This is a genomic window from Burkholderia sp. JP2-270 (genome assembly GCF_003233675.1).
GTDB lineage: Bacteria > Pseudomonadota > Gammaproteobacteria > Burkholderiales > Burkholderiaceae > Burkholderia > Burkholderia pyrrocinia_C.
This window is the reverse complement of the sequence record NZ_CP029826.1, coordinates 481,700-500,071: the sequence shown is the minus strand read 5'-3', so window position 1 is coordinate 500,071 and position 18,372 is coordinate 481,700. Positions and strand designations below refer to the sequence as shown.

16 protein-coding genes are annotated in these 18,372 nt (G+C 66.7%); 11 read left to right on the top strand and 5 right to left on the bottom strand.

Translation table 11 applies throughout. The features are described 5' to 3' along the window. The first annotated feature begins 4 nt into the window (after positions 1–4). From DM992_RS34910 to DM992_RS34875, 8 genes are all read left to right on the top strand, one after another. Complete coding sequence (locus tag DM992_RS34910) at positions 5–1,324, top strand: MFS transporter (RefSeq protein ID WP_111020823.1); 1,320 nt, start codon at positions 5–7, stop codon at positions 1,322–1,324. Between the two features lie 31 nt (positions 1,325–1,355). Beyond that, entirely contained in the window at positions 1,356–2,303 is a 948-nt protein-coding gene (locus DM992_RS34905; RefSeq protein WP_111020822.1) for a dihydrodipicolinate synthase family protein, read from the top strand. Between the two features lie 1,016 nt (positions 2,304–3,319). Then, positions 3,320–3,733, top strand: coding sequence for a DoxX family protein (locus DM992_RS34900; RefSeq protein ID WP_111020821.1), 414 nt, complete (start codon positions 3,320–3,322; stop codon positions 3,731–3,733). Between the two features lie 148 nt (positions 3,734–3,881). Beyond that, positions 3,882–4,847: an SDR family oxidoreductase gene (locus tag DM992_RS34895; RefSeq protein ID WP_111020820.1), complete on the top strand. Its 966-nt coding sequence runs from the start codon at positions 3,882–3,884 to the stop codon at positions 4,845–4,847. Between the two features lie 400 nt (positions 4,848–5,247). Continuing rightward, complete coding sequence (locus tag DM992_RS34890; protein WP_111020819.1) at positions 5,248–6,597, top strand: reverse transcriptase family protein; 1,350 nt, start codon at positions 5,248–5,250, stop codon at positions 6,595–6,597. 363 nt (positions 6,598–6,960) lie between these two features. Continuing rightward, the gene (locus DM992_RS34885; RefSeq protein ID WP_034182616.1) at positions 6,961–7,290 is read left to right on the top strand and encodes an H-NS histone family protein; all 330 of its coding nucleotides are present in this window, start codon (positions 6,961–6,963) and stop codon (positions 7,288–7,290) included. A gap of 335 nt (positions 7,291–7,625) precedes the next feature. Beyond that, positions 7,626–8,873, top strand: a complete 1,248-nt coding sequence (locus DM992_RS34880) for an MFS transporter (RefSeq protein WP_111020818.1) — start codon at positions 7,626–7,628, stop codon at positions 8,871–8,873. A gap of 78 nt (positions 8,874–8,951) precedes the next feature. Then, a complete protein-coding gene (locus DM992_RS34875) occupies positions 8,952–9,518 on the top strand; it encodes a DNA-binding protein (RefSeq protein WP_111020817.1) in 567 nt (188 codons plus the stop codon). Positions 9,519–9,608: 90 nt separating this feature from the next. Here the strand turns inward: DM992_RS34875 and DM992_RS34870 are convergent, their stop codons facing one another. Then, entirely contained in the window at positions 9,609–10,316 is a 708-nt protein-coding gene (locus tag DM992_RS34870; RefSeq protein ID WP_239511525.1) for a pentapeptide repeat-containing protein, read from the bottom strand. 193 nt (positions 10,317–10,509) lie between these two features. After that, complete coding sequence (locus DM992_RS34860; protein WP_111020815.1) at positions 10,510–11,490, bottom strand: helix-turn-helix domain-containing GNAT family N-acetyltransferase; 981 nt, start codon at positions 11,488–11,490, stop codon at positions 10,510–10,512. A 333-nt stretch (positions 11,491–11,823) separates the two neighbouring features. Between DM992_RS34860 and DM992_RS34855 the strand changes: the two genes are divergently transcribed. After that, positions 11,824–12,198 carry a sugar ABC transporter ATPase gene (locus DM992_RS34855; protein ID WP_111020814.1) on the top strand — a complete coding sequence of 125 codons (375 nt, stop codon included), beginning with the start codon at positions 11,824–11,826 and terminating at the stop codon, positions 12,196–12,198. Positions 12,199–12,216: 18 nt separating this feature from the next. Here the strand turns inward: DM992_RS34855 and DM992_RS34850 are convergent, their stop codons facing one another. Continuing rightward, positions 12,217–12,396 (bottom strand): hypothetical protein, encoded by a 180-nt coding sequence (locus DM992_RS34850; RefSeq protein WP_111020813.1) that lies wholly within the window; start codon positions 12,394–12,396, stop codon positions 12,217–12,219. Between the two features lie 7 nt (positions 12,397–12,403). Further along, positions 12,404–14,839: a PEP-utilizing enzyme gene (locus DM992_RS34845; protein WP_162631808.1), complete on the bottom strand. Its 2,436-nt coding sequence runs from the start codon at positions 14,837–14,839 to the stop codon at positions 12,404–12,406. A gap of 346 nt (positions 14,840–15,185) precedes the next feature. Here DM992_RS34845 and DM992_RS34840 point away from each other — a divergent pair, with 346 nt between their 5' ends. Continuing rightward, on the top strand, positions 15,186–15,575 hold the full coding sequence (locus tag DM992_RS34840; RefSeq protein WP_162631807.1) for a surface-adhesin E family protein: 390 nt from the start codon (positions 15,186–15,188) through the stop codon (positions 15,573–15,575). Positions 15,576–15,605: 30 nt separating this feature from the next. On the opposite strand, the gene DM992_RS34835 is transcribed toward DM992_RS34840, so the two are convergent. Beyond that, positions 15,606–16,700 carry an AraC family transcriptional regulator gene (locus DM992_RS34835; RefSeq protein ID WP_111020811.1) on the bottom strand — a complete coding sequence of 365 codons (1,095 nt, stop codon included), beginning with the start codon at positions 16,698–16,700 and terminating at the stop codon, positions 15,606–15,608. Positions 16,701–16,952: 252 nt separating this feature from the next. Between DM992_RS34835 and DM992_RS34830 the strand changes: the two genes are divergently transcribed. Next, positions 16,953–18,344: an APC family permease gene (locus DM992_RS34830; protein ID WP_111020810.1), complete on the top strand. Its 1,392-nt coding sequence runs from the start codon at positions 16,953–16,955 to the stop codon at positions 18,342–18,344. Positions 18,345–18,372 lie beyond the last annotated feature (28 nt).

The window sequence follows — 18,372 nt, the reverse complement described above, 5'->3', positions numbered from 1 at the left end:
CGTAATGAGCGAAAACCAGACTGTTCCGCACGCGCCGCCGCGTATCCGGCGGGGGCAACGCATCGCGCTCGCGCTGTTGATGGCGAGCGGGATCGTCAATTATCTCGATCGCGGCACGCTGGCTGTCGCTAGCTCGGCGATCCGGGGCGATCTCGGCTTGTCGCTCTCGCAGATGGGGCTGCTGCTGTCGGCGTTCTCGTGGAGCTATGCGCTGTGCCAGTTTCCGGTCGGCGGGCTCGTCGACCGCATCGGTCCGCGCCGGCTGCTCGGCATCGGGCTGATCGTCTGGTCGATCGCGCAGGCGGCCGGCGGCATCGTGTCTACCTTCGGCTGGTTCATCGTTGCGCGCATCGTGCTCGGCATCGGCGAGGCGCCGCAGTTCCCGTCGGCCGCGCGGGTGGTGAGCAACTGGTTTCCGCTGCGCGCGCGCGGCACGCCCACCGGGATCTTCAACGCCGCGTCGCCGCTCGGTACCGCGCTCGCGCCGTTGCTGCTGTCGATCCTCGTCGCGTCGTTCGACTGGCGCTGGGCGTTCATTGCGACGGGCGCAGCGGGTCTCGTCGTCGCCATCGTCTGGTTTGCGCTGTATCGCGACCCGGTGCGTACGCAACTGACGGTGGACGAGCGCAGCTATCTCGATGCCGATGCGCAAAGCAGCGTCGCGGCGCCGAAACTGACCTTCGGCGAATGGCGCAGCCTGTTCTCGCACGGTACGACCTGGGGGATGCTGATCGGGTTTTTCGGGTCCGTGTACCTGAACTGGGTGTACCTGACCTGGCTGCCCGGCTATCTGACGATGGAGCGGCACATGAGCCTGATCCGCACCGGATTCGCCGCGTCGGTGCCGTTCCTGTGCGGGTTCGTCGGCTCGCTGGTCGCCGGCTGGCTGTCGGACGTGGTCACGCGTCGCAGCCGTTCGCCGGTCGTGAGCCGGCGCAATGCGGTGGTGGTCGCGATGCTAGGGATGGTCGCGTTCACGATCCCGGCCGCGCTCGTGCAGAGCAACACGGTCGCGCTCGCGTGCATTTCGGTCGTGATCTTCCTTGCCAACGCGGCGTCGGCCTCTTCGTGGGCGCTCGCGACGGCGGCCGCGCCGCCGAGCCGTGTCGCATCGCTCGGCGCGATCCAGAATTTCGGCGGTTTCATCGGCGGCGCGCTTGCGCCGATCCTGACGGGCATCATTGCGCAGAAGTGGTCGTTCGTGCCCGCGCTGCTGACCGCCGCGGCGATCGCGTTCGCCGGTGCGATGGCTTACCTGCTGCTGGTGCGCAAGCCGATTCCCGAGCAGGCGGCGAATGCCGCGCACGGACCGTTGCCGGCCTGAACCACGCATTCACTGAAGGAAGGAGAAACAGATGCAACACCAGCAGCAAGCGAACGTGACCATCGAGGGGATCGTACCGGTGATGCTGACGCCGTTCGACGACGCCGGCGCGATCGACTTCGCGGGGCTCGAGCGGCTCATCGAATGGTATCTGGCGCACGGCGCGGATGCATTGTTCGCGGTCGCGCAATCGAGCGAGATGCAGTTCCTGAGTCTTGCCGAACGCGCGGAACTGGCGCGCTTCGTGGTCGAGCGGGTGGCCGGGCGCGTGCCCGTCGTCGCATCGGGGCACATCAGCGACGATCTCGACGCGCAGGTCGCCGAGCTGTGCGCGGCGGCCGAATCGGGTGCGCAGGGCGTCGTGCTCGTGACCAACCGGCTCGATCCGCAGCGCAAGGGCAGCGCCGCGCTGCTCGACCATCTGCACCGGCTGCTCGCACGCCTGCCGTCGGATCTGCCGCTCGGCCTGTATGAATGTCCGGCGCCTTACCGGCGGCTTCTTTCGGACGACGAACTGCGTGCGTGCATCGACACGGGCCGGTTCGTGATGCTCAAGGACGTGAGTTGCGACCTCGAGACGGTGAAGCGGCGGGTCGCGCTCGCCGCGGGATCGCCGCTGAAGATCCTGAACGCGAACGCCGCGATTGCGTGGGACGCGATGAAGGCGGGGTCCGCGGGCTTCAACGGCGTGTTCACCAACTTCCATCCGGATCTCTACCGATGGTTGCGCACGCAAGGAGACGCGAACCCGGCGCTGGCCGAGGAGCTGTCGACGTTCCTGGTCGTGTCGGCGGTGTCGGAAGCGCTGGGCTACCCGGCGCTGGCGAAGCTCTACCATCAGCGGATCGGCACCTTCGGATCGATCAAATGCCGCGCGATCGACTACGACGTGCGCGAACGATTCTGGGCGCTCGATGCGGTGCTCGACAAGATCGTGGCCGGTACCGAGCATTTCCGCCGGCGGATCGCAGCGCAATAACGGATGCGGCGCGCGACGGGATGGCGTGCCGCGCAGTCGGCCGCTGCCTCCCGCGCGACGCATTCCTGGGTTCACGGGAGGCGTCGGGGAAACGCAAGAACGAATCGGTGCGCCATCGTATATTTAAGCCGGCATCAATCAGTAATTTTTTTGTAATAATTGTAGGTGACAGGTGAACGGGAAGGTGCGCGATGGCGATTTTATATTTTTCATAGTAAGCACATGATTTTAATTGTATTTGTTGCAGTGTTTGCTGGGGGTTTAAAACTTGCTGAAAGCGTGAATGCTTGAGGAGGAATTTTTCGTTCACGCCGCTAAACATCAGGCGGAGCGGCTGCGGGGAGCCGGCGTCATGCCTGGTCGGTATCGAGCCGTAAACACTGTAAGGTAAGCGATTTCCCGCTGCATGAGATCTCGGGCCGCACGTGCGTGAACCTTTCTAGGTTACCAATTTTCATTCCAGATCCACGCATCTTTGATCGAAAAAAGATCACTGGCTGACTGTAAAGACGATCGCATTCTTATGCTGAAGCCATTGCGGATGAACCGCGCATAGAACGTTTCGACAAATAACTATCGAGACGAATCGTTATGGCCGGCATGTGTCAATGGGCGAAAACAATATCAATTAAATGAGGCGGCCCGGAAGAAGTGGAACAGTTTTTCTGACCCTGAAACACGAGGACGGAGCGATTTGCACGAGGCCGGAAATCGGCTGCGCTGCCCGGTCAGCCGCTTTGTCATGGCCTTGTTGCGTCTGATTGTCCACTAAAAAGAGACGGCGAATCGCTTTTCGGGTGATTGATGATTTGTGGTGAGACAGTAGACTGCACCCGTGCTTCGCCAGAACCGATCCGGAGCGCGCCAGAAACGGCGCAACCGGACGGATTCTTCGGCGGTGGGCCGTCCGGTCCGCTGTCCGATTGCGCGAGGAGTGGTCCGTTGCCGACCTGGCGTGCCGATTCGGCGCGCATCGGCGCCGGATGCATCAAACCGTCAATTCAAGGGTGATTGCTATGCGTTACGTTTCGCTGGAGTCGAAGAAGGACGAGCTGCTGCTGGCGGCTCGCGTGCTGTTGATGATCCTGTTCGTGCTGTTCGGCTGGCAGAAGCTGAATGGCTTCTCGGGCACGGTCGCGTACATGGCGTCGACGGGAACCCCGGCGCCGGAACTGGCGGCCGTGATCGCGGTGGCGGTCGAACTGGCCGGCGGCCTGCTGATCGCGATCGGCTTCTATACGCGTCCGCTTGCGCTGGTGTTCGCCGCCTATACGCTCGCGACCGCGCTGATCGGCCATCGCTACTGGGCGTTGCAGGGAATGGACCAGTACATTGCGATGATCAACTTCTACAAGAACGTCAGCATCATCGGCGGATTGCTGTTGCTCGCGCTGACCGGGCCGGGGCGGTATTCGCTCGACCGGAAGTAAGGCAGCGCGAAGGTTCGGTGCGGTGTGACGGGCCCGGTGCGCGCAAGCGTGCCGGGCTTTGTTTTCGTTGGCGGTGGATGCGCCCCTTTTCCGCTATCCTCCGGACGAACAGGTCTCGCGCCTCCCCACGTCACCCGAATCGCCGCCCATGCCAAGCCCAACTTCGTCGACCGAACTCCCGACCGTCCTCGTCATCGGCGCCTCCGGCCTGCTCGGCCGCGCGGTTGCCGCGTCGCTGGCCCGCGAATCGTCGCTGACGCTGCTCGCGACGATCCGGAACCCGCAAAGCGCAGGCGCAAAACTTCTCACGCTGCCCCCGGAAAACATCGCCCGACTCGACGCGCTCGACCAGCCGGCCCTCGAACACCTCTTCGAAACCCGCAAACCGGCCGCCGTCATCCTCTGCGCGGCCGAACGCCGCCCCGACGTCTGCGAACGCGACCCGGCCGCCGCGCGCGCCATCAACGTCAATGCGCCGGCCCGCATCGGCGTGCTCGCCGCGCGATACGGCGCATGGACGCTGGGTATCTCCACCGACTACGTATTCGACGGCAACGCGGCGCCGTACCGTGAAGACGCCGCCCCGAATCCGCTGAACATCTACGGTCGCACGAAGCTGGAAGGCGAAGCTGCGCTCCTCGCCGCATCGCCGCTGTCGTGCGTGCTGCGCGTGCCGTTGCTTTACGGCCCGATCGCCGACTGGAGCGAATCGGCCGTCACGAGCCTCGTCCCCGCGATCGTCGCTTCCGCGCGCCCGGGTGCCGACGCGGTCGGCATGGATGCATGGGCGATCCGCTATCCGACCTACACGCCGGACGTCGCGCAGGTCATCCGCGACCTGACGCTGCGTCATCTCGCGGACGCGTCCATCACGGGTATCCGTCATTGGTCGGGCGAGGAGCCGATGACGAAGTACGACATCGCTCAGCGGATCGCGGCCGCGCTCGGCATCGACGCATCGCTCGCGCCGATCGACAAGCCGACCGATGCGACGCCGCGCCCGTACGACTGCCATCTGGATGCATCGCGCGTGCGCGAACTCGGGATCGATTACGCGACGCCGTTCGATATCGCGTTGCGCACGGTGCTGCGCAATGCGCCGCAGGTGCCGTAGGAACGGGCGCCGCCGGCGGCCTGCGGCACATGCCCGACGCCGGCCTGCCGATTCGCCGCAAGTGCGAATCGCAAACACCGCGCAGCACGTCACCGCGCACCCGGGAGCCAAGCCATGCAACTGAAATGGCTCGAAGACTTCGTCGAACTCGCGCGCGCAGCGGCGGCGTGGGTCTGCCCGCCGAGTTTGACATCCCGCCTTCCCGGCCTTTAAAGTCCCGACGCGGGGCGGTGGGTCAAGCACACGCCCGGAACAGGCAGCCGATGTTCCAGGACTACGGGGCTACCCCGTGGATGAGATCGACACCCCGATGCGTCGCAAGAGCGCGGGTTGCGCGCCGCGCAACGACTGCTCTCGCAGTACCGGCCACGTTGACTCATCGTCCCGCCCATCGATTGCCATGTACGCGTCCCTGTTCGATACCGTCCGCGTGATTGCCGAAGCGATGCTGGCCGGTTCGCCCGAACGCGGCGGCGTCGTTGCCCGGATGGCGGACGTACTCGGCGCCGCGCCGCCGTGGGCGCACGAAACCGCGGATGTCGTGCTCGCGCGCTTCGGCTCGAACTGGGCCGACGCCGACATCGACGCGCTCGCGGCGGTCGTAGCCGACGCGCCCGGATTCGTGCGCGCATGGTACGGCGACGACCGGCCGGCGGTGATCCGCGTCGTGCGCCGGCCGCCGGTCCAGCAACCGTTGCCGGCGCCGCTTGCCGGCTGCGACGTGCCGCAATGGGCGACGCCCGGCGATCTCGCCGGCTGGCTCGGCGTGAGCGTGCCGGAACTCGACTGGCTGTCCGACCACTGGCGCGTCGACGCACGCGGCGGCTCGACGCCGCTGCATCACTACAAGTACGTTGCGATCGACAAGCGCAGCGGCGGGTGCCGCGTGGTCGAGATCCCGAAGGGACGGCTGCGCGAAGCGCAGCGCCGCATCCTGCACGGGCTGCTCGATCGCATTGCGCCGCACGGCGCGGTACACGGCTTTCGCAAGGGGCACGGGATCGTGTCGTTTGCGGCGCCGCACGCGGATCGCGACGTCGTCGTCCGCTTCGATCTCGCGGATTTCTTCGTGTCGGTGCGCGCCGCGCGGGTCCATGCGCTGTTCGTCACGCTCGGGTATCCGGTCGAAGTCGCGCGCACGCTCACCGGGCTGTGCACCAACCGTGTGCCGTCGGCGCGGCTGCTCGCGCCGGACCTGCGCGACCGGCTCGACTGGATCGGCCGTCAGCGCTACCGCAACCGGCATCTGCCGCAGGGCGCGCCGACGTCGCCGGCGCTGGCGAACCTGGGGGCTTTCCGGTTCGACATGCGGCTCGCCGCGCTCGCGCGTTCGCTCGATGCGACCTACACGCGCTATGCCGACGATCTCGCGTTTTCGGGCGGCGGCGCGCTCGCGCGCGAAATCGAGCGGCTGCAGGTCAGAGTCGCCGCGATCGCCCTCGAGGAGGGCTTCGCGCTGCAACTGCGCAAGACCCGCGTCATGCGGCGCGGCACGCGGCAGCAACTGGCCGGCGTGGTCGTCAATCGTCATCCGAATCTGGCGCGCGATGAGTTCGATCTCCTGAAGGCCATCCTGACCAACTGCATCCGGCGCGGACCGGCGTCGCAGAATCGCGACGCACACCCGGATTTCCGCGCGCATCTCGCCGGACGCGTCGCGCATGCGGCGGCGCTGAACGCGGCGCGCGGCGCGAAGCTGCGCGCGCTGTTCGACCGGATCGCGTGGGACGCCGACGGCGTCGGCCGGTAAGGCGTCCTGGCAGGGATCGGCTTCGGCCGGCAAACGGCACGTCGGGCACGTCGTTCAGGCTCCGGCCCGCAACTCGTGCAACACGACGACGCGCACTGCTATCATTCGCGCCATGCCGCGCCGGTGCCAGGTGCGGCGCATGACCTGCCGCAGCCGTTCGCCGTGCATTGGTACGCAGCGTGCCGCGCGTTGCCGCCCCGACCCGATCTGTTTTTGACGCGCGACGTCGTTTCGTGCACGTCGCGCAAACCAAGCCGGCTCGGGCAATCGATTCGCATATATGACAGCACCGATCGGCGGAACTTCGTGGTAGGTTCGGCCATTGGATTTTTTTGCAAAAACATGCCCAAAGAGGATGAATACATGACCCAGGCCCTGCAGGAACTCGAAGCACAACTTCGGGACCTGAACATCAAGCTGTCGGACGCAAAGCAGAAGGAGAAGCAGGCCGCGCTCGCGGCCTTCAAGGAACAGGTCGAGCTTTTGGGAATTACGCAGCAGGAAGTGCTGAGCGCGCTCGGCTATATCGTCCAGCGAAAACGCAAGGCGCCTGCCAAGTACTACGATCCGACGACCGGCCGCTCGTGGTCGGGCCGCGGCCCGCGGCCGAAATGGCTCGAAGGCAAGGATCTCGACACGCTCGTCGTCGACCGCGAGGCCAAGACCTGGTGGCCCGGGGACGATCAGGGCTGAAGCCCGCCGCGGCGCCGTCCGGTTCGCACGCGCGGGCCGGCCGGCACCACCCGGCCAGCACAATGTCTTTTGTTCAGTGTCCGGCCTGATCGCGACATCGCCGGTCTTGCCGCTTACACCGGATCGCCGCTTTCCCGTCCATCGCCCGCCGATTCCCGCTCTCCGTCCCGGAAAGCGGGCGCGCGGCGCATCCTGAATAGTCGTCGACCATGCGCCCATGACGGACGGGAGCGGGGGTGACGCACACCCGCGCCGCCGCGCATCGGCACGTTCGCCGGCCCGTCATGCGCGGGCACAGGCCTTAGAATGTCGCCGGACTTTCGTGGCAGGACACCATGGCAGCAAACATCAAATCCCCGGCGCTCGACGGCTCGTCGGCCCCGCGCGCGGAGCAGGTCGGCCCGTACGCGTGGAAAGCGCTGGCCGGGTCGGCGATCGGCTATGCGATGGACGGCTTCGACCTGCTGATCCTCGGCTTCATGCTGCCCGCGATCACGGCGGCGCTGCAACTGACGCCCGGGCAGGGCGGCGCGCTGGTCACGTGGACGCTGATCGGCGCCGTCGCGGGCGGCATCGTGTTCGGCGCGCTGAGCGACCGCTACGGGCGCGTGCGCGTGCTGACCTGGACGATCCTGCTGTTCGCGATCTTTACCGGCCTGTGCGCGTTCGCGCGCGACTTCCGGGATCTGCTGGTCTACCGCACCATCGCGGGCATCGGGCTGGGCGGCGAGTTCGGGATCGGCATGGCGCTCGCGGCCGAAGCTTGGCCGGCGAGCAAGCGTGCACGCGTGTCGTGCTACGTCGCGCTCGGCTGGCAGGCCGGCGTGCTGCTGGCCGCGCTGCTGACGCCGTTCCTGCTGCTCCACATCGGCTGGCGCGGCATGTTCGTGGTCGGCGTGCTGCCCGCGCTGCTCGCATGGGTCATGCGCAACAAGCTGCACGAGCCGGAAGCGTTCGTGCAGCGCGCGGCGCAGCCGAAGTCCAACGCGTTCCGCATGCTCGTCGCCAACGGCCGCACCGCGCGCACGAGCCTCGGCATCGTGATCCTGTGTTCGGTCCAGAACTTCGGCTACTACGGGATCATGATCTGGCTGCCGACCTTCCTGTCGAAACAGATGGGCTTCTCGCTGACGAAATCGGGGCTATGGACCGCGGCGACCGTCGTCGGGATGATGATCGGCGTCTGGGTGTTCGGGCAACTGGCCGACCGGATCGGGCGCAAGCCGACGTTCCTGCTGTACCAGCTCGGCTCGGTCGCGACTGTCATCGCGTATGCGCGGCTGTCGGACCCGACGGCGATGCTGTGGGCCGGCGCGCTGATGGGGATGTTCGTCAACGGGATGGTCGGCGGCTACGGGACGCTGATGTCCGAAGGCTATCCGACGGCCGCACGCGCGACCGCGCAGAACGTGCTGTGGAATATCGGCCGCGCGGTCGGCGGCTTCGGGCCGGTCGCGGTCGGCGCACTGGCCGCGCACTACTCGTTTCAGACGGCCATCGCGTTGCTCGCCGGCCTTTATGTGCTGGACATGGTCGCGACGCTGTTCCTGATTCCCGAGCTCAAGGGCGTCGAGCTCGAATGAGCGCGGCGGGCGTGGGCCCGCTTGCGGTCGGAACCCGATGCGATCGCACCCGTCGCAACGACATCACCGGAAACCACGATGCAAGCAAAGAACAGAACGATCGGCGTGATGGGCTCGGGCAAGGAACCGTGGCTCGCGTTCTCGGAACCGCTCGGCGCGTGGATCGCGCAGGCCGGCTTCAACCTGCTGACGGGCGGCGGGCAGGGCGTGATGCTGGCGGTCGCGCGCGCGTTCGCCGGCGTGCCGGGGCGGGCCGGGCGATCGATCGGCATCCTGCCGACGCAGGCCGATCCGCTCGCGGGCTTCGTGCCGCTCGACGGCTATCCGCATCCGTTCGTCGACATCCCGATCCTCACGCCGCTGCCGCGCCGCGAGCCGGGCGCCGATCCGCGGACGATCAACCGCAACTACGTGAACGTGCTGAGCAGCGACCTGATCGTCGCGCTGCCGGGCGGGCACGGCACGGCCGAGGAGATTTCGCTCGCGCGGCGCTGGGGCAAGCCGCTCGTCTGCTTCGGTCCGGATGGCGCGTTTCGGGAGCTTGCGGCCGGCGCCGCATGCACGTCGTCGCTCGACGACGTGATCCGCTTCGTGGAAGACGCGTTTGCGCCGGAGCGGGCGCAGGTGGCGCAGGCGCTGCGATAGTTCGCCCGATCGGCTTCGACGGCTTGCGACCTGCGCCGCCGCGCGGCGATGAACCGGGCGCGAACGTGTCTGTGGGACCCCGCGTGACCCTTACGCGACCCGAATCCCGAGATTCTCGATCAGCATCGCCGCCTGGTCATAGGAGACGGTCGCGCCGCGAAGGACGCCGGACGCGAGCAGTTTGGGCGTACCGCTGAGATCCACGTCGCGCAGGTCGGCACCGTCGAACCGGACATCGTTCAGATGCGCATTGCGCAGGCTGCCGCCTTCGAAAACGGCGTCGCGAAAGTCCACACCGGCGAGATCGGCGTCCGAGAAGTCGAGTGCCACGAGGCGGGTCTTCCGGAATGAAAAGCGCCGCAGGCTCGCGCCGACCAGCAACGTGTTCTCGAATTCGAGGCCGAGCGACTTGCATTCCTCGAAATCGGCGCCGGTCAGCCGGCACTCCTTGAAGCGGGCCGATCCGAGCTTGCTGCGACGCCAGCTCGTATTGTTGAGATCGCATGACTGGAACACGGCGTCCTCGAGATCCGACGATGCAAAGCTGGCCTGGCGGGCCCGGCACCGGATCCACGCTGTCTGTGCCAGAGTTGCGCCGACGAACGACGCTTCCGCGAGCGCGCATCGCTCGAATCGCGCGCCTCGCAAATCCACGCGCGACAGGTCCGCGCCTTCGAGGTCGCAGTCCTCCAGATGAAGAGGCGCCGGCGAGCCTTCGACGAGCAGCAGCAATTCGGCGCGATCCAGCGTGCGGCCGGTAACGGAGACTCCGCGGGTTGTCTGGTGATCCATGGTCATGTGAAGTGTTCGGTGCAAGCAGTATCCGGATTTTGCGGTATCGCGCGTTCGGCATCGTTCACCGCGTCGTTTTTTGGGGCACGTCCTGGATCGGCTCCTGCTTCGTACCGAAATACCGGGACAGCGCGCGCCGCGAAATGCTGGTATGCCGGGCGACGCCGTCGATCGACAGGCTGTCGATCCCGGTTGAACCTCAGCAGCCGGACGGCCCTGGCCGACTGAAACGCTGCTCGACCACCTCGGTTCCCCATTGCGTGCCCGCGGACTCGCCGGTCAGCGTAAAGCCGAACGACTCGTACAGATGGCGCGCGGAATCGAGGCCCTTGAACGTCCACAGATAGGTTTCGCGAAACCGCTGCTCATCGACGAAGCGCATGGCTTGCGTCATCAGCCGGCGCCCGATGCCCGATCCGCGCAACGTGTCGTTCACGATGAACCATCGCAGATGCGCGACGCCGGTCGCCGGGTTGCCGTCGATCGCGAGCGACGCGAGCGTCCGCCCGTCCTCCTGGCAGAGCCAAAGCGCCTTGCCGTCGGCCGGCAGCGCGCCCGCGAACTCGGCAAGCTCGGTCGCCACGCGCTTTTCGAAAAAGGCGCCGAATCCCCAGTGCTCCGAATAGAAGCGCGCGTGCAGGCTCGCGATGTCGCCGATGCAGCCCGGCTGGTAGCCTTCGCGGATCTGCGGTGCGTCGGGTGCCGCGGCGGGCGACTTGGCGGCGTTGTCCTGCGCGAGCGCATCGGCGTACAGCGCGAGCGAACGCAGCAGCGCCTGCTGGTCGGCCGGAATCATGCGGCGCAGCGCATTCGACACCTGGTCCGTCGCGAACTGGTCGATTCTTTTCCGGAGTTTTTTCCCTTCGGCGGTGAGGGTCAGCTCGGTCGCGCGCGCATCCTCGCTCGACACGCGGCGCTCCACGATACCGGCGGCTTCGAGCCGCGCGAGTTGCCGGCTCGTGTTCGATTTGTCCAGGCGCAGGATGTTGCCGAGATCCCGGGCGTTGATGCCGGGCGCCATCCCGATCTCGAGGATCGCGTGAACGGCCGAAGGCGCCCAGTCGCTGTCAGCCAGCGTGGCGCGCATGAAGCCGAGCTCGCGAACCAGTTTGCGGGAGAAGTCGCGAAGCTCGAGGATGGTCGCTTCGCGAGGCTTGGCGGGAGCGTCGATGAGATCCATGGTCTGCCCGAAAAGGTTGCGTGTCGCAATCGATAATAGTTGCGAGTCGCAACTCGATCAAGGTCGATTTTCCGCGAACCTGTGGCCCCGCAGTCGCTTTCGGAGGGCCGGCGTCGAAGCCGATCAAGGGGCCCGAACGAGCCGGCAGTTTTTGGCGGTGAATGGTTGCGGCGCGGGTGGCGGAGTGCGGTGACGTGGACGCATACTTGGCGTATCAAGTCGACCGGCGGGCAGGAGTGTCGACCGACCGTCGATCCGGTTGCGCAACCGCGGGCCATCGACCGGACGGGATGCGTCGTTGTCGATCGAGGTCCACGGACCGCGGAGACCACCATGAACAAGCTGTTGCCGATGACGATTGCGTTGCTTGCCGGATCCGGCATCGGCGCCGGATCGCTCCACGCTGCCGGCAGCATGGATGCGCCACCCTGCAGCGCGGCACATGCGGCGGATCAGGGCGGGAACGCTCCGATGTCGGGCACGTCGGTCCGCAGTTTTTCGACCGCCGGTTGCTCGGGCGCGGTGCTGCAGGGCGAACGGGCCACTGCGACGGTCGACGGCGACCGTGTAGAACTGCGGGACGGCACCGTCTATGTGAACGGCCGGTCGTACGGCGCCGTCACACCCGCGCAGACGGTTGAATACGAGGCCGCGCACGACAGGCGCATATTGAAGGTCGACGGGAAAATCCGCACGCCGCAGCGCTGAGTGCCGATTCAGGTCCCGTTAGCCGCGACGCGTCACGTCGTCTTCGGATAGCTGATCCATTCCCGCGCGCACGTCCTGCGGGATGCCGTCCTGCGCGAACGGATTGCGCAGCCCGTTCCGCGACGGCGCGTCCATCCCTGCAATCGCCTGTTCCAGCGCATCCGGCGCCAGCCCCTTCAACACGTCGGCGGGCCGCACACCGCGCTTATTCGACCAGCGTCAGCCGGCCGTCGCTGAGCCGCACTTCGCGCCCGACCCATGCCGCGTCGACGCGCGGCAGCACGGCCGACGGCTTGCGCAGCTCGCGCAGCAGCGTCGCGCCGTGCGACAGCCGGCCGCCCATGCGCGCGATCACGGCGCGCGCGGCCTGGTACTGCGCGTGCCGGCCCGGGTCGAGCGTGTCTTCCAGCAGGATGTCGCGGCCGAGCACGCCCTGCGTGTGGCCCGGATAGATCATGAAGCCGGTCGCCTCGTCGGTGCCTTCGCTGCCGTCCTGCCAGAAGCTGCCGTTGCGTTCGCGGCGCTCGGGATGGGGCGCGAACCACGCGTCGCGATCGGCGGCCGGCATCGCATGATGCAGGCGGAAGAACACGCGCATCAGGTTGTCGCGATACCACTCGCGCACCTGCAGATACCAGCCGCGCATGCCCGGTGCGCCGAGCGTATGGAGCACGCGAACCGGCAGCGGCCAGTCGGGAAACGTCTGCAGCGGCAGGTCGGTGGGCGCCGGCCGCGCGGTGCCCGGATCGGTTTCCCACGGCAGCCGGTGCGGGCTGTCGTCGAGCTGGCCGTATACGGTCGGCGGGCGCCCCCATAGTGCGCCGCCGCTGCTGGCGAGCGATGCCGCGATGCACAGGTTGCCCTGCACGACGAACACGTAGAAGCGCGTGAACCAGTCGGCCAGTTGCCGGCCGTCGGCGCGCTGCTCGACGAGCGTCGCGAGTTCCCGGTCGAAGCGCCGCAAGCCGTGCTCGAGCGTCGGCAGGTGCGTGCGCGCGACGCGCAGCATGCGCCAGAACACCGGCAGCGATCGCAGCAGGCGCAGCGGTCGCCAGCGCAGCGGCGGCGTCGCGCCGCCGATCTCGCCGCTGTAGTTGCCGGCTGATACGCCCCAGTCGGCCAGCCGTGCCAGGAACAGGTCGTTGTTGATGTACGACGCGCCGCCATAGAGCGCGGTGAACGGTTCGTTGTCCCGCAGCACGCGTGCATCCCAGCGCGCCATGATGGCCGGGATGCTGCCGGCCGCGCGACGTTGCGCATACTCGACCAGCCGGCTCGGCTGCGGCGGCAGGATCTCGGCGATGTTGGCCGAGGTCAGGTGCCGGTGCCAGCCGTAGCTGCTGATCGGGCGATACTGCAGCAGCCACAGCCGCGTGCCGTCCCATGCCCATTCGACATCGCCCGGCACGTATTGGAACGCGCGCAGCACGCGTTGCAGGAAGGTCCACAGTTGCGTCGCGGTCAGGCCGTGCGCGGTCGGGAACGTGCCGCTCTGCCAGGGCTCGCCGAGCCGGGACAGGATCGCGCGCTGCGGGCTCGCCTGCCCGTCGGCGAGCGTTTCGAGGTGGCCCAGCACCCATTCGACTTCGACCGCGAGATGACGCACGAACGCGATGCCGGACAGCACGGGCGTGACGAAGCGCTGCACGACCGCTTCCTCGAGCCCGCCGTCGAGCAGCTCGGCCACGCGTGCGGCCGCCAGCGACGCCGGCACGCGCAGGAACGTCGTGTGCAGGCCGGCGTTGGCCGCATCGGCCTGGTCTTCGCCGTGACTCGACGAGCGGATCGCCCACTCGGCATCGGGCTGGCTCGCGAGAAAGCCGTGCAGGCGCGGGTCGTCGGCGCGGGTGAGCGACAGCGCGGGCGGCACGGGCAGCCCGGCCATCGTGGCCAGCGCCAGGCGTCCGCCTTTCGTGTGCGCGACGAAGCCCGCGTCGCCTGCTTCGAGCCACTGCGCGAAGGTTGCCGGCGCATCGATCCACGGATAGTGTCCCCAGCCGGCTTGGAGCGTGACGGTGAGGTCGGCGCGCGCGAGGATGGCAGACCACGCGGCGGCCTGGCGCACGCCGAGCACGTTGTCCTGGTCGCCCCACACGAGTTCGATGCGATCGGTGATCCATTCGAGCAGCGGCAGAGCGGTATCGGCGCGCACGAGATCCCAATGCGGCAGGAACGCGCGGCAGCGCGCATAACCGGCGCCCATGCGGCGGTACTGCGCACGTGTCCAGGTCTGGTTCGAGAACTTGCGCGCGAACAGCGTCGGGTAGTGCGAGAGCAGCCAGTGGGTCGCGTTGCGCAGCGGCTTCGGCGCCATCAGTTTCGGCAAACGCCGTTCCCACAGGAACGCGCCGACGGGCGCGAGCAGCACGCTGCGGCTGAAGTGGCCGGGGCGCCGCTGCAGCGCGTGCAGCACCAGCAGCGCATTCACGCCGACCGCCATGATCGCGTGGCCCGGTTCGGTCGCGTCCAGCAGCGCTTGCGCGTAGGCGGCGAGGTCTTCGCACGGCGGCGCGGGATTGTCGCCGAAGCCCGGCAGTTCCAGCGGCACGGGGCGGTAGTGCCGGAAGTGGGGCAGCGCATCGTCCCACCAGTCGGCCGCGCTGCCGTTGCCGGCGAGAAGGTACAGGATCGGTTTGCTCATGGTGGCTTCGTCGGTCGACGATCGTCGCGGTTGCGCTCGCCCGATTACGCGGCGACGTCAGCGGATGTCACGGGTCTCTTTCGCATTGCGTCGATGCGAGCGGAATCGGAGCGTGGCCGCGTTCGGATTGATTGTTGCGGGCATTCTACGCGAGTCGATTCATTGCGATTTTCATTCCTGGGTTCGGATTTTTCGACAAGCGATCGATACGCGTTTCCGGGATGCAGATTGATCGAAAGGTTTCGAGATCGGTTGAAACGCCGGATCGAACCGTACGAATGTCACGTAATCGGAAAACGTAGAATCAGGTCTCCGGAATTGCCGTCGCAAGATTCAAGGAATGGAAATGATAAAAGGCTGGATCGCGGGTGCATTGCTTGTATTCATCGCTAACGCCGCATGCGCCGAGAGCTGGGTCACGCTGGGCCCGGGTCCGGCTATCGAGCTCTATGTGGACCCCGCTTCCGTCGAGCGGCACGAAAAAAATTCATGGATTACGGTCAAAATCGTCTATGCCCATCCTCACCGGTACTCGGCGCCGTTTTTGGTGAAGCGCATGGTTTCCAATTGGACGTTCGACTGTCAGAACAAGACGTGGGCGATGGGCAAAACAAGCATGGTTGGAACACTGCCGGGCGAGGTCTACGTTTCTCGTGAGGATTCGGATGACTACGATTATGTCCAGCCCGATTCCATTCAGACGCTGGTCATGAATTACGTGTGCAAAGAATCCTGATGCCGGCAATGAAGCCGTAACCGGTCCGGTTCACGCGTCGACGTCCGACTCGGCGCGCGGCGTCTTGCCGGTCCAGCGCCGGTACGCATGACGGAAGCTGCGCGGCTCGCTGTAGCCGAGGCGTTCCGCGATCGCCGCGACCGTCAGCGTGTGGTCGTCGAGCATCCGCACCGCTTCGTCGTGACGCACTTCGTCGAGCAGCGACTGAAACGTGATGCCGTCCTTGTCGAGCCGCCTGCGCAGCGTGCGCTCCGTCAGGTGCAGCGCATCCGCCAGCGACGTCATCGACTTGAAGCGCGACAGGTCGCGCGCCATCAGCTCCTTCGCGCGATCGGCGAAGCGCGTGCCGACCGACGCGGCCCACTGACGTTCGAGCGCTTCGCACTGGTAGTGCAGCGCGTTGAAGCTGACTTCGTTCGCAAGACGCGGCGTTTCCGTGCCGTTCACGGACGTGAACACGAGACGGTTGTCGCCCGCATTGAACGCGACCTTGCAGCCGAAGTGGCGCGCATAGTCGGCCGCATTGCGCGGCGTGCGGCGCGCGAGCTGCAGCTGCTCGGGCCAGACCGGCTTGCCGACGAGATCGGACACGATCAGGCGCAGGCTGGACAGGCACATGTCGACCTGAAACACCTCGAGATCGGGCTCGCCGTTGTAGCGGCCGATCGTCACGCTCATGCCTTCCGCGTGCGCATCGATACGCACATCGAAATACAGCCCCATGAACAGCGGAAACTGGCTCATGCACCGGAACGCCTGCATCACGGAGCCGCTGATCAGCATCGCGTAGCCGGCGAGGCCGAGTGTCGACACGTGCAGCCGCGCACCGATCGACAGCCCGATCGACGGCACGCCGCTGCAGCGCAGCAGGTTGCGGAAACAGCGCTGCTCCTGGCCGCGATTCACGTGCAGGTTCGGCGACGCGACTTCGTCCGCGCCGAGCCCGGTGCCTTCGAGCAGCGCGGCGCCGTCGATGTGCCGCACGCGGCACTCGTCCAGCGCGACCGCGATCGCGTGGACGGTGGCGGGAATGTCTTCCTGGCGTCCGGCCGGACGCGCGAGGCCGAGCGACGAACGCAGGCTGCGCTCGGCCCTGCTCTGGTTTCGATGGGAGCGGCTGTCCATGGTGCGGATGCGGCGACGGGATCGCGTAGAACATAGCCGGAATGTCCGCAAAACGCCAGTGCGGCACAGCACCATGCATGACCGGCCGATGCGACGCGCGGCGATCTGTCCGCAAATATCCCTCGATTACGTCCGCTTTTCTCATTCGTCGTCGATTTTTTGGCGCACCACACTCGTTTCCGAATCGTGCAATGCACGCGTTGCCGACGAAACGAGTGTTGACGTCATGAACGAAATCCACGTGAGGACAGCATGAACAACGACAGGCCAGGTCGATCCGCATCGGTCGCTTCGACGCATGACCCGGAGCCGCACGCGCATCGATGCGACGCAAACGAACGACGCAACGCGCATCCGCTCGGACTGTTCACGCTGGTGATCTTCGGCCTCGCGTACATGCTGCCGATGACGGTGTTCACGACCTACGGGCTCGTCACGAGCGAGACGAACGGGCATCTGACGGCCGCGTATGCGGTCACGCTGGTCGCGATGCTGTTCACCGCGCGCAGCTACGGCCATATGGCGCGGCTGATGCCGAGCGCCGGGTCGGCCTATACGTTCGCGAGCCGCAACTTCGGCACGTCGGCCGGCTTTATGGTCGGCTGGGCGCTGCTGATGGACTACCTGTTCATCCCGATGATCAGCTACCTCGCGATCGGCATCTACATGAAGCAGCTATTCCCGGTCGTGCCGGCCAGCGTGTGGATTGTCGCGAGCATCGCGCTGGTCACCGGGCTGAACATCGTCGGCATCCGGCTCGTCAATCGCGTGAACCTGATCCTGATCGCGAGCCAGCTCGTATTCATCGCGATTTTCGTCGTCGCATCGGCGCGGGTTGCAAGCGGCGAAGGATTGTCGATGGCCGTCGCGTTGCCGTCGTCGGGCGATGCGCGCGCGATCTTCGCCGGGTCCGCGATCCTGTGCCTGTCGTTCCTCGGCTTCGATGCGGTCACGACGCTGTCCGAGGAAACGCGCGAGCCGCGGCGCACGGTCCCGCGCGCGATCCTGCTCTGCACGCTGGCGAGCGGCCTGCTGTTCATGCTGATCGCGTACATCGGGCAAGTCGTATTTCCCGACTGGCACGCGTTCAAGGATCTCGATTCGGCCAGCCTCGAACTGATGCGGCGCATCGGGGGCGGCACACTGTCGGCGCTGTTCGTCGCGGTCTACGTGGCCGGCTGTTTCGCAAGCGCGATGGCCGGGCAGGCGAGTGTGACGCGCGTGCTGTTCGCGATGGGCCGCGACCGGGTGCTGCCCCAGCGCGTGTTCGGCCACCTGCATGTGCGGCTGCGCACGCCGGTGCGCGCGACGCTCGCGGTCGGCGTCGTGTCGCTGTCCGCGCTGTTCGTCACGCTCGATCTCGCGTCGACGATGATCAGCTTCGGCGCGCTCGTCGCGTTCGCGATCGTGAACCTGTGCGTGATGCGCAGCTATCTGTGCCGGCCCGAGCACCGCCATGCCGCGGGCTGGATCACGTTCGGCGCGATGCCGGCGATCGGCTTCGCGATGAACGTGTGGCTCTGGTCGGGGCTGTCGCGCCAGACGTTCTATGTCGGCATCGGCTGGCTCGCGCTAGGGCTCTGCCAGCTCGTGTGGCTGACGCGCGGCTTCACGCGCCCGGCGCCGACGCTGTCGATGAATTGAATGACCGGCCGCCGGAACCCGGTTTTGA

Excerpts from the sequence above, each read along its gene's own strand:
- DM992_RS34900 (WP_111020821.1), top strand. The coding sequence starts at position 3,320 with ATGCGTTACGTTTCGCTGGAGTCGAAGAAGGACGAGCTGCTGCTGGCG.
- DM992_RS34875 (WP_111020817.1), top strand. The coding sequence starts at position 8,952 with ATGCAAGCAAAGAACAGAACGATCGGCGTGATGGGCTCGGGCAAGGAA.
- DM992_RS34895 (WP_111020820.1), top strand. The coding sequence starts at position 3,882 with ATGCCAAGCCCAACTTCGTCGACCGAACTCCCGACCGTCCTCGTCATC.
- DM992_RS34905 (WP_111020822.1), top strand. The coding sequence starts at position 1,356 with ATGCAACACCAGCAGCAAGCGAACGTGACCATCGAGGGGATCGTACCG.
- DM992_RS34830 (WP_111020810.1), top strand. The coding sequence starts at position 16,953 with ATGAACAACGACAGGCCAGGTCGATCCGCATCGGTCGCTTCGACGCAT.
- DM992_RS34840 (WP_162631807.1), top strand. The coding sequence starts at position 15,186 with ATGATAAAAGGCTGGATCGCGGGTGCATTGCTTGTATTCATCGCTAAC.
- DM992_RS34890 (WP_111020819.1), top strand. The coding sequence starts at position 5,248 with ATGTACGCGTCCCTGTTCGATACCGTCCGCGTGATTGCCGAAGCGATG.
- DM992_RS34885 (WP_034182616.1), top strand. The coding sequence starts at position 6,961 with ATGACCCAGGCCCTGCAGGAACTCGAAGCACAACTTCGGGACCTGAAC.
- DM992_RS34860 (WP_111020815.1), bottom strand. The coding sequence starts at position 11,490 with ATGGATCTCATCGACGCTCCCGCCAAGCCTCGCGAAGCGACCATCCTC.
- DM992_RS34835 (WP_111020811.1), bottom strand. The coding sequence starts at position 16,700 with ATGGACAGCCGCTCCCATCGAAACCAGAGCAGGGCCGAGCGCAGCCTG.
- DM992_RS34880 (WP_111020818.1), top strand. The coding sequence starts at position 7,626 with ATGGCAGCAAACATCAAATCCCCGGCGCTCGACGGCTCGTCGGCCCCG.
- DM992_RS34870 (WP_239511525.1), bottom strand. The coding sequence starts at position 10,316 with ATGACCATGGATCACCAGACAACCCGCGGAGTCTCCGTTACCGGCCGC.
- DM992_RS34845 (WP_162631808.1), bottom strand. The coding sequence starts at position 14,839 with ATGAGCAAACCGATCCTGTACCTTCTCGCCGGCAACGGCAGCGCGGCC.
- DM992_RS34910 (WP_111020823.1), top strand. The coding sequence starts at position 5 with ATGAGCGAAAACCAGACTGTTCCGCACGCGCCGCCGCGTATCCGGCGG.
- DM992_RS34855 (WP_111020814.1), top strand. The coding sequence starts at position 11,824 with ATGAACAAGCTGTTGCCGATGACGATTGCGTTGCTTGCCGGATCCGGC.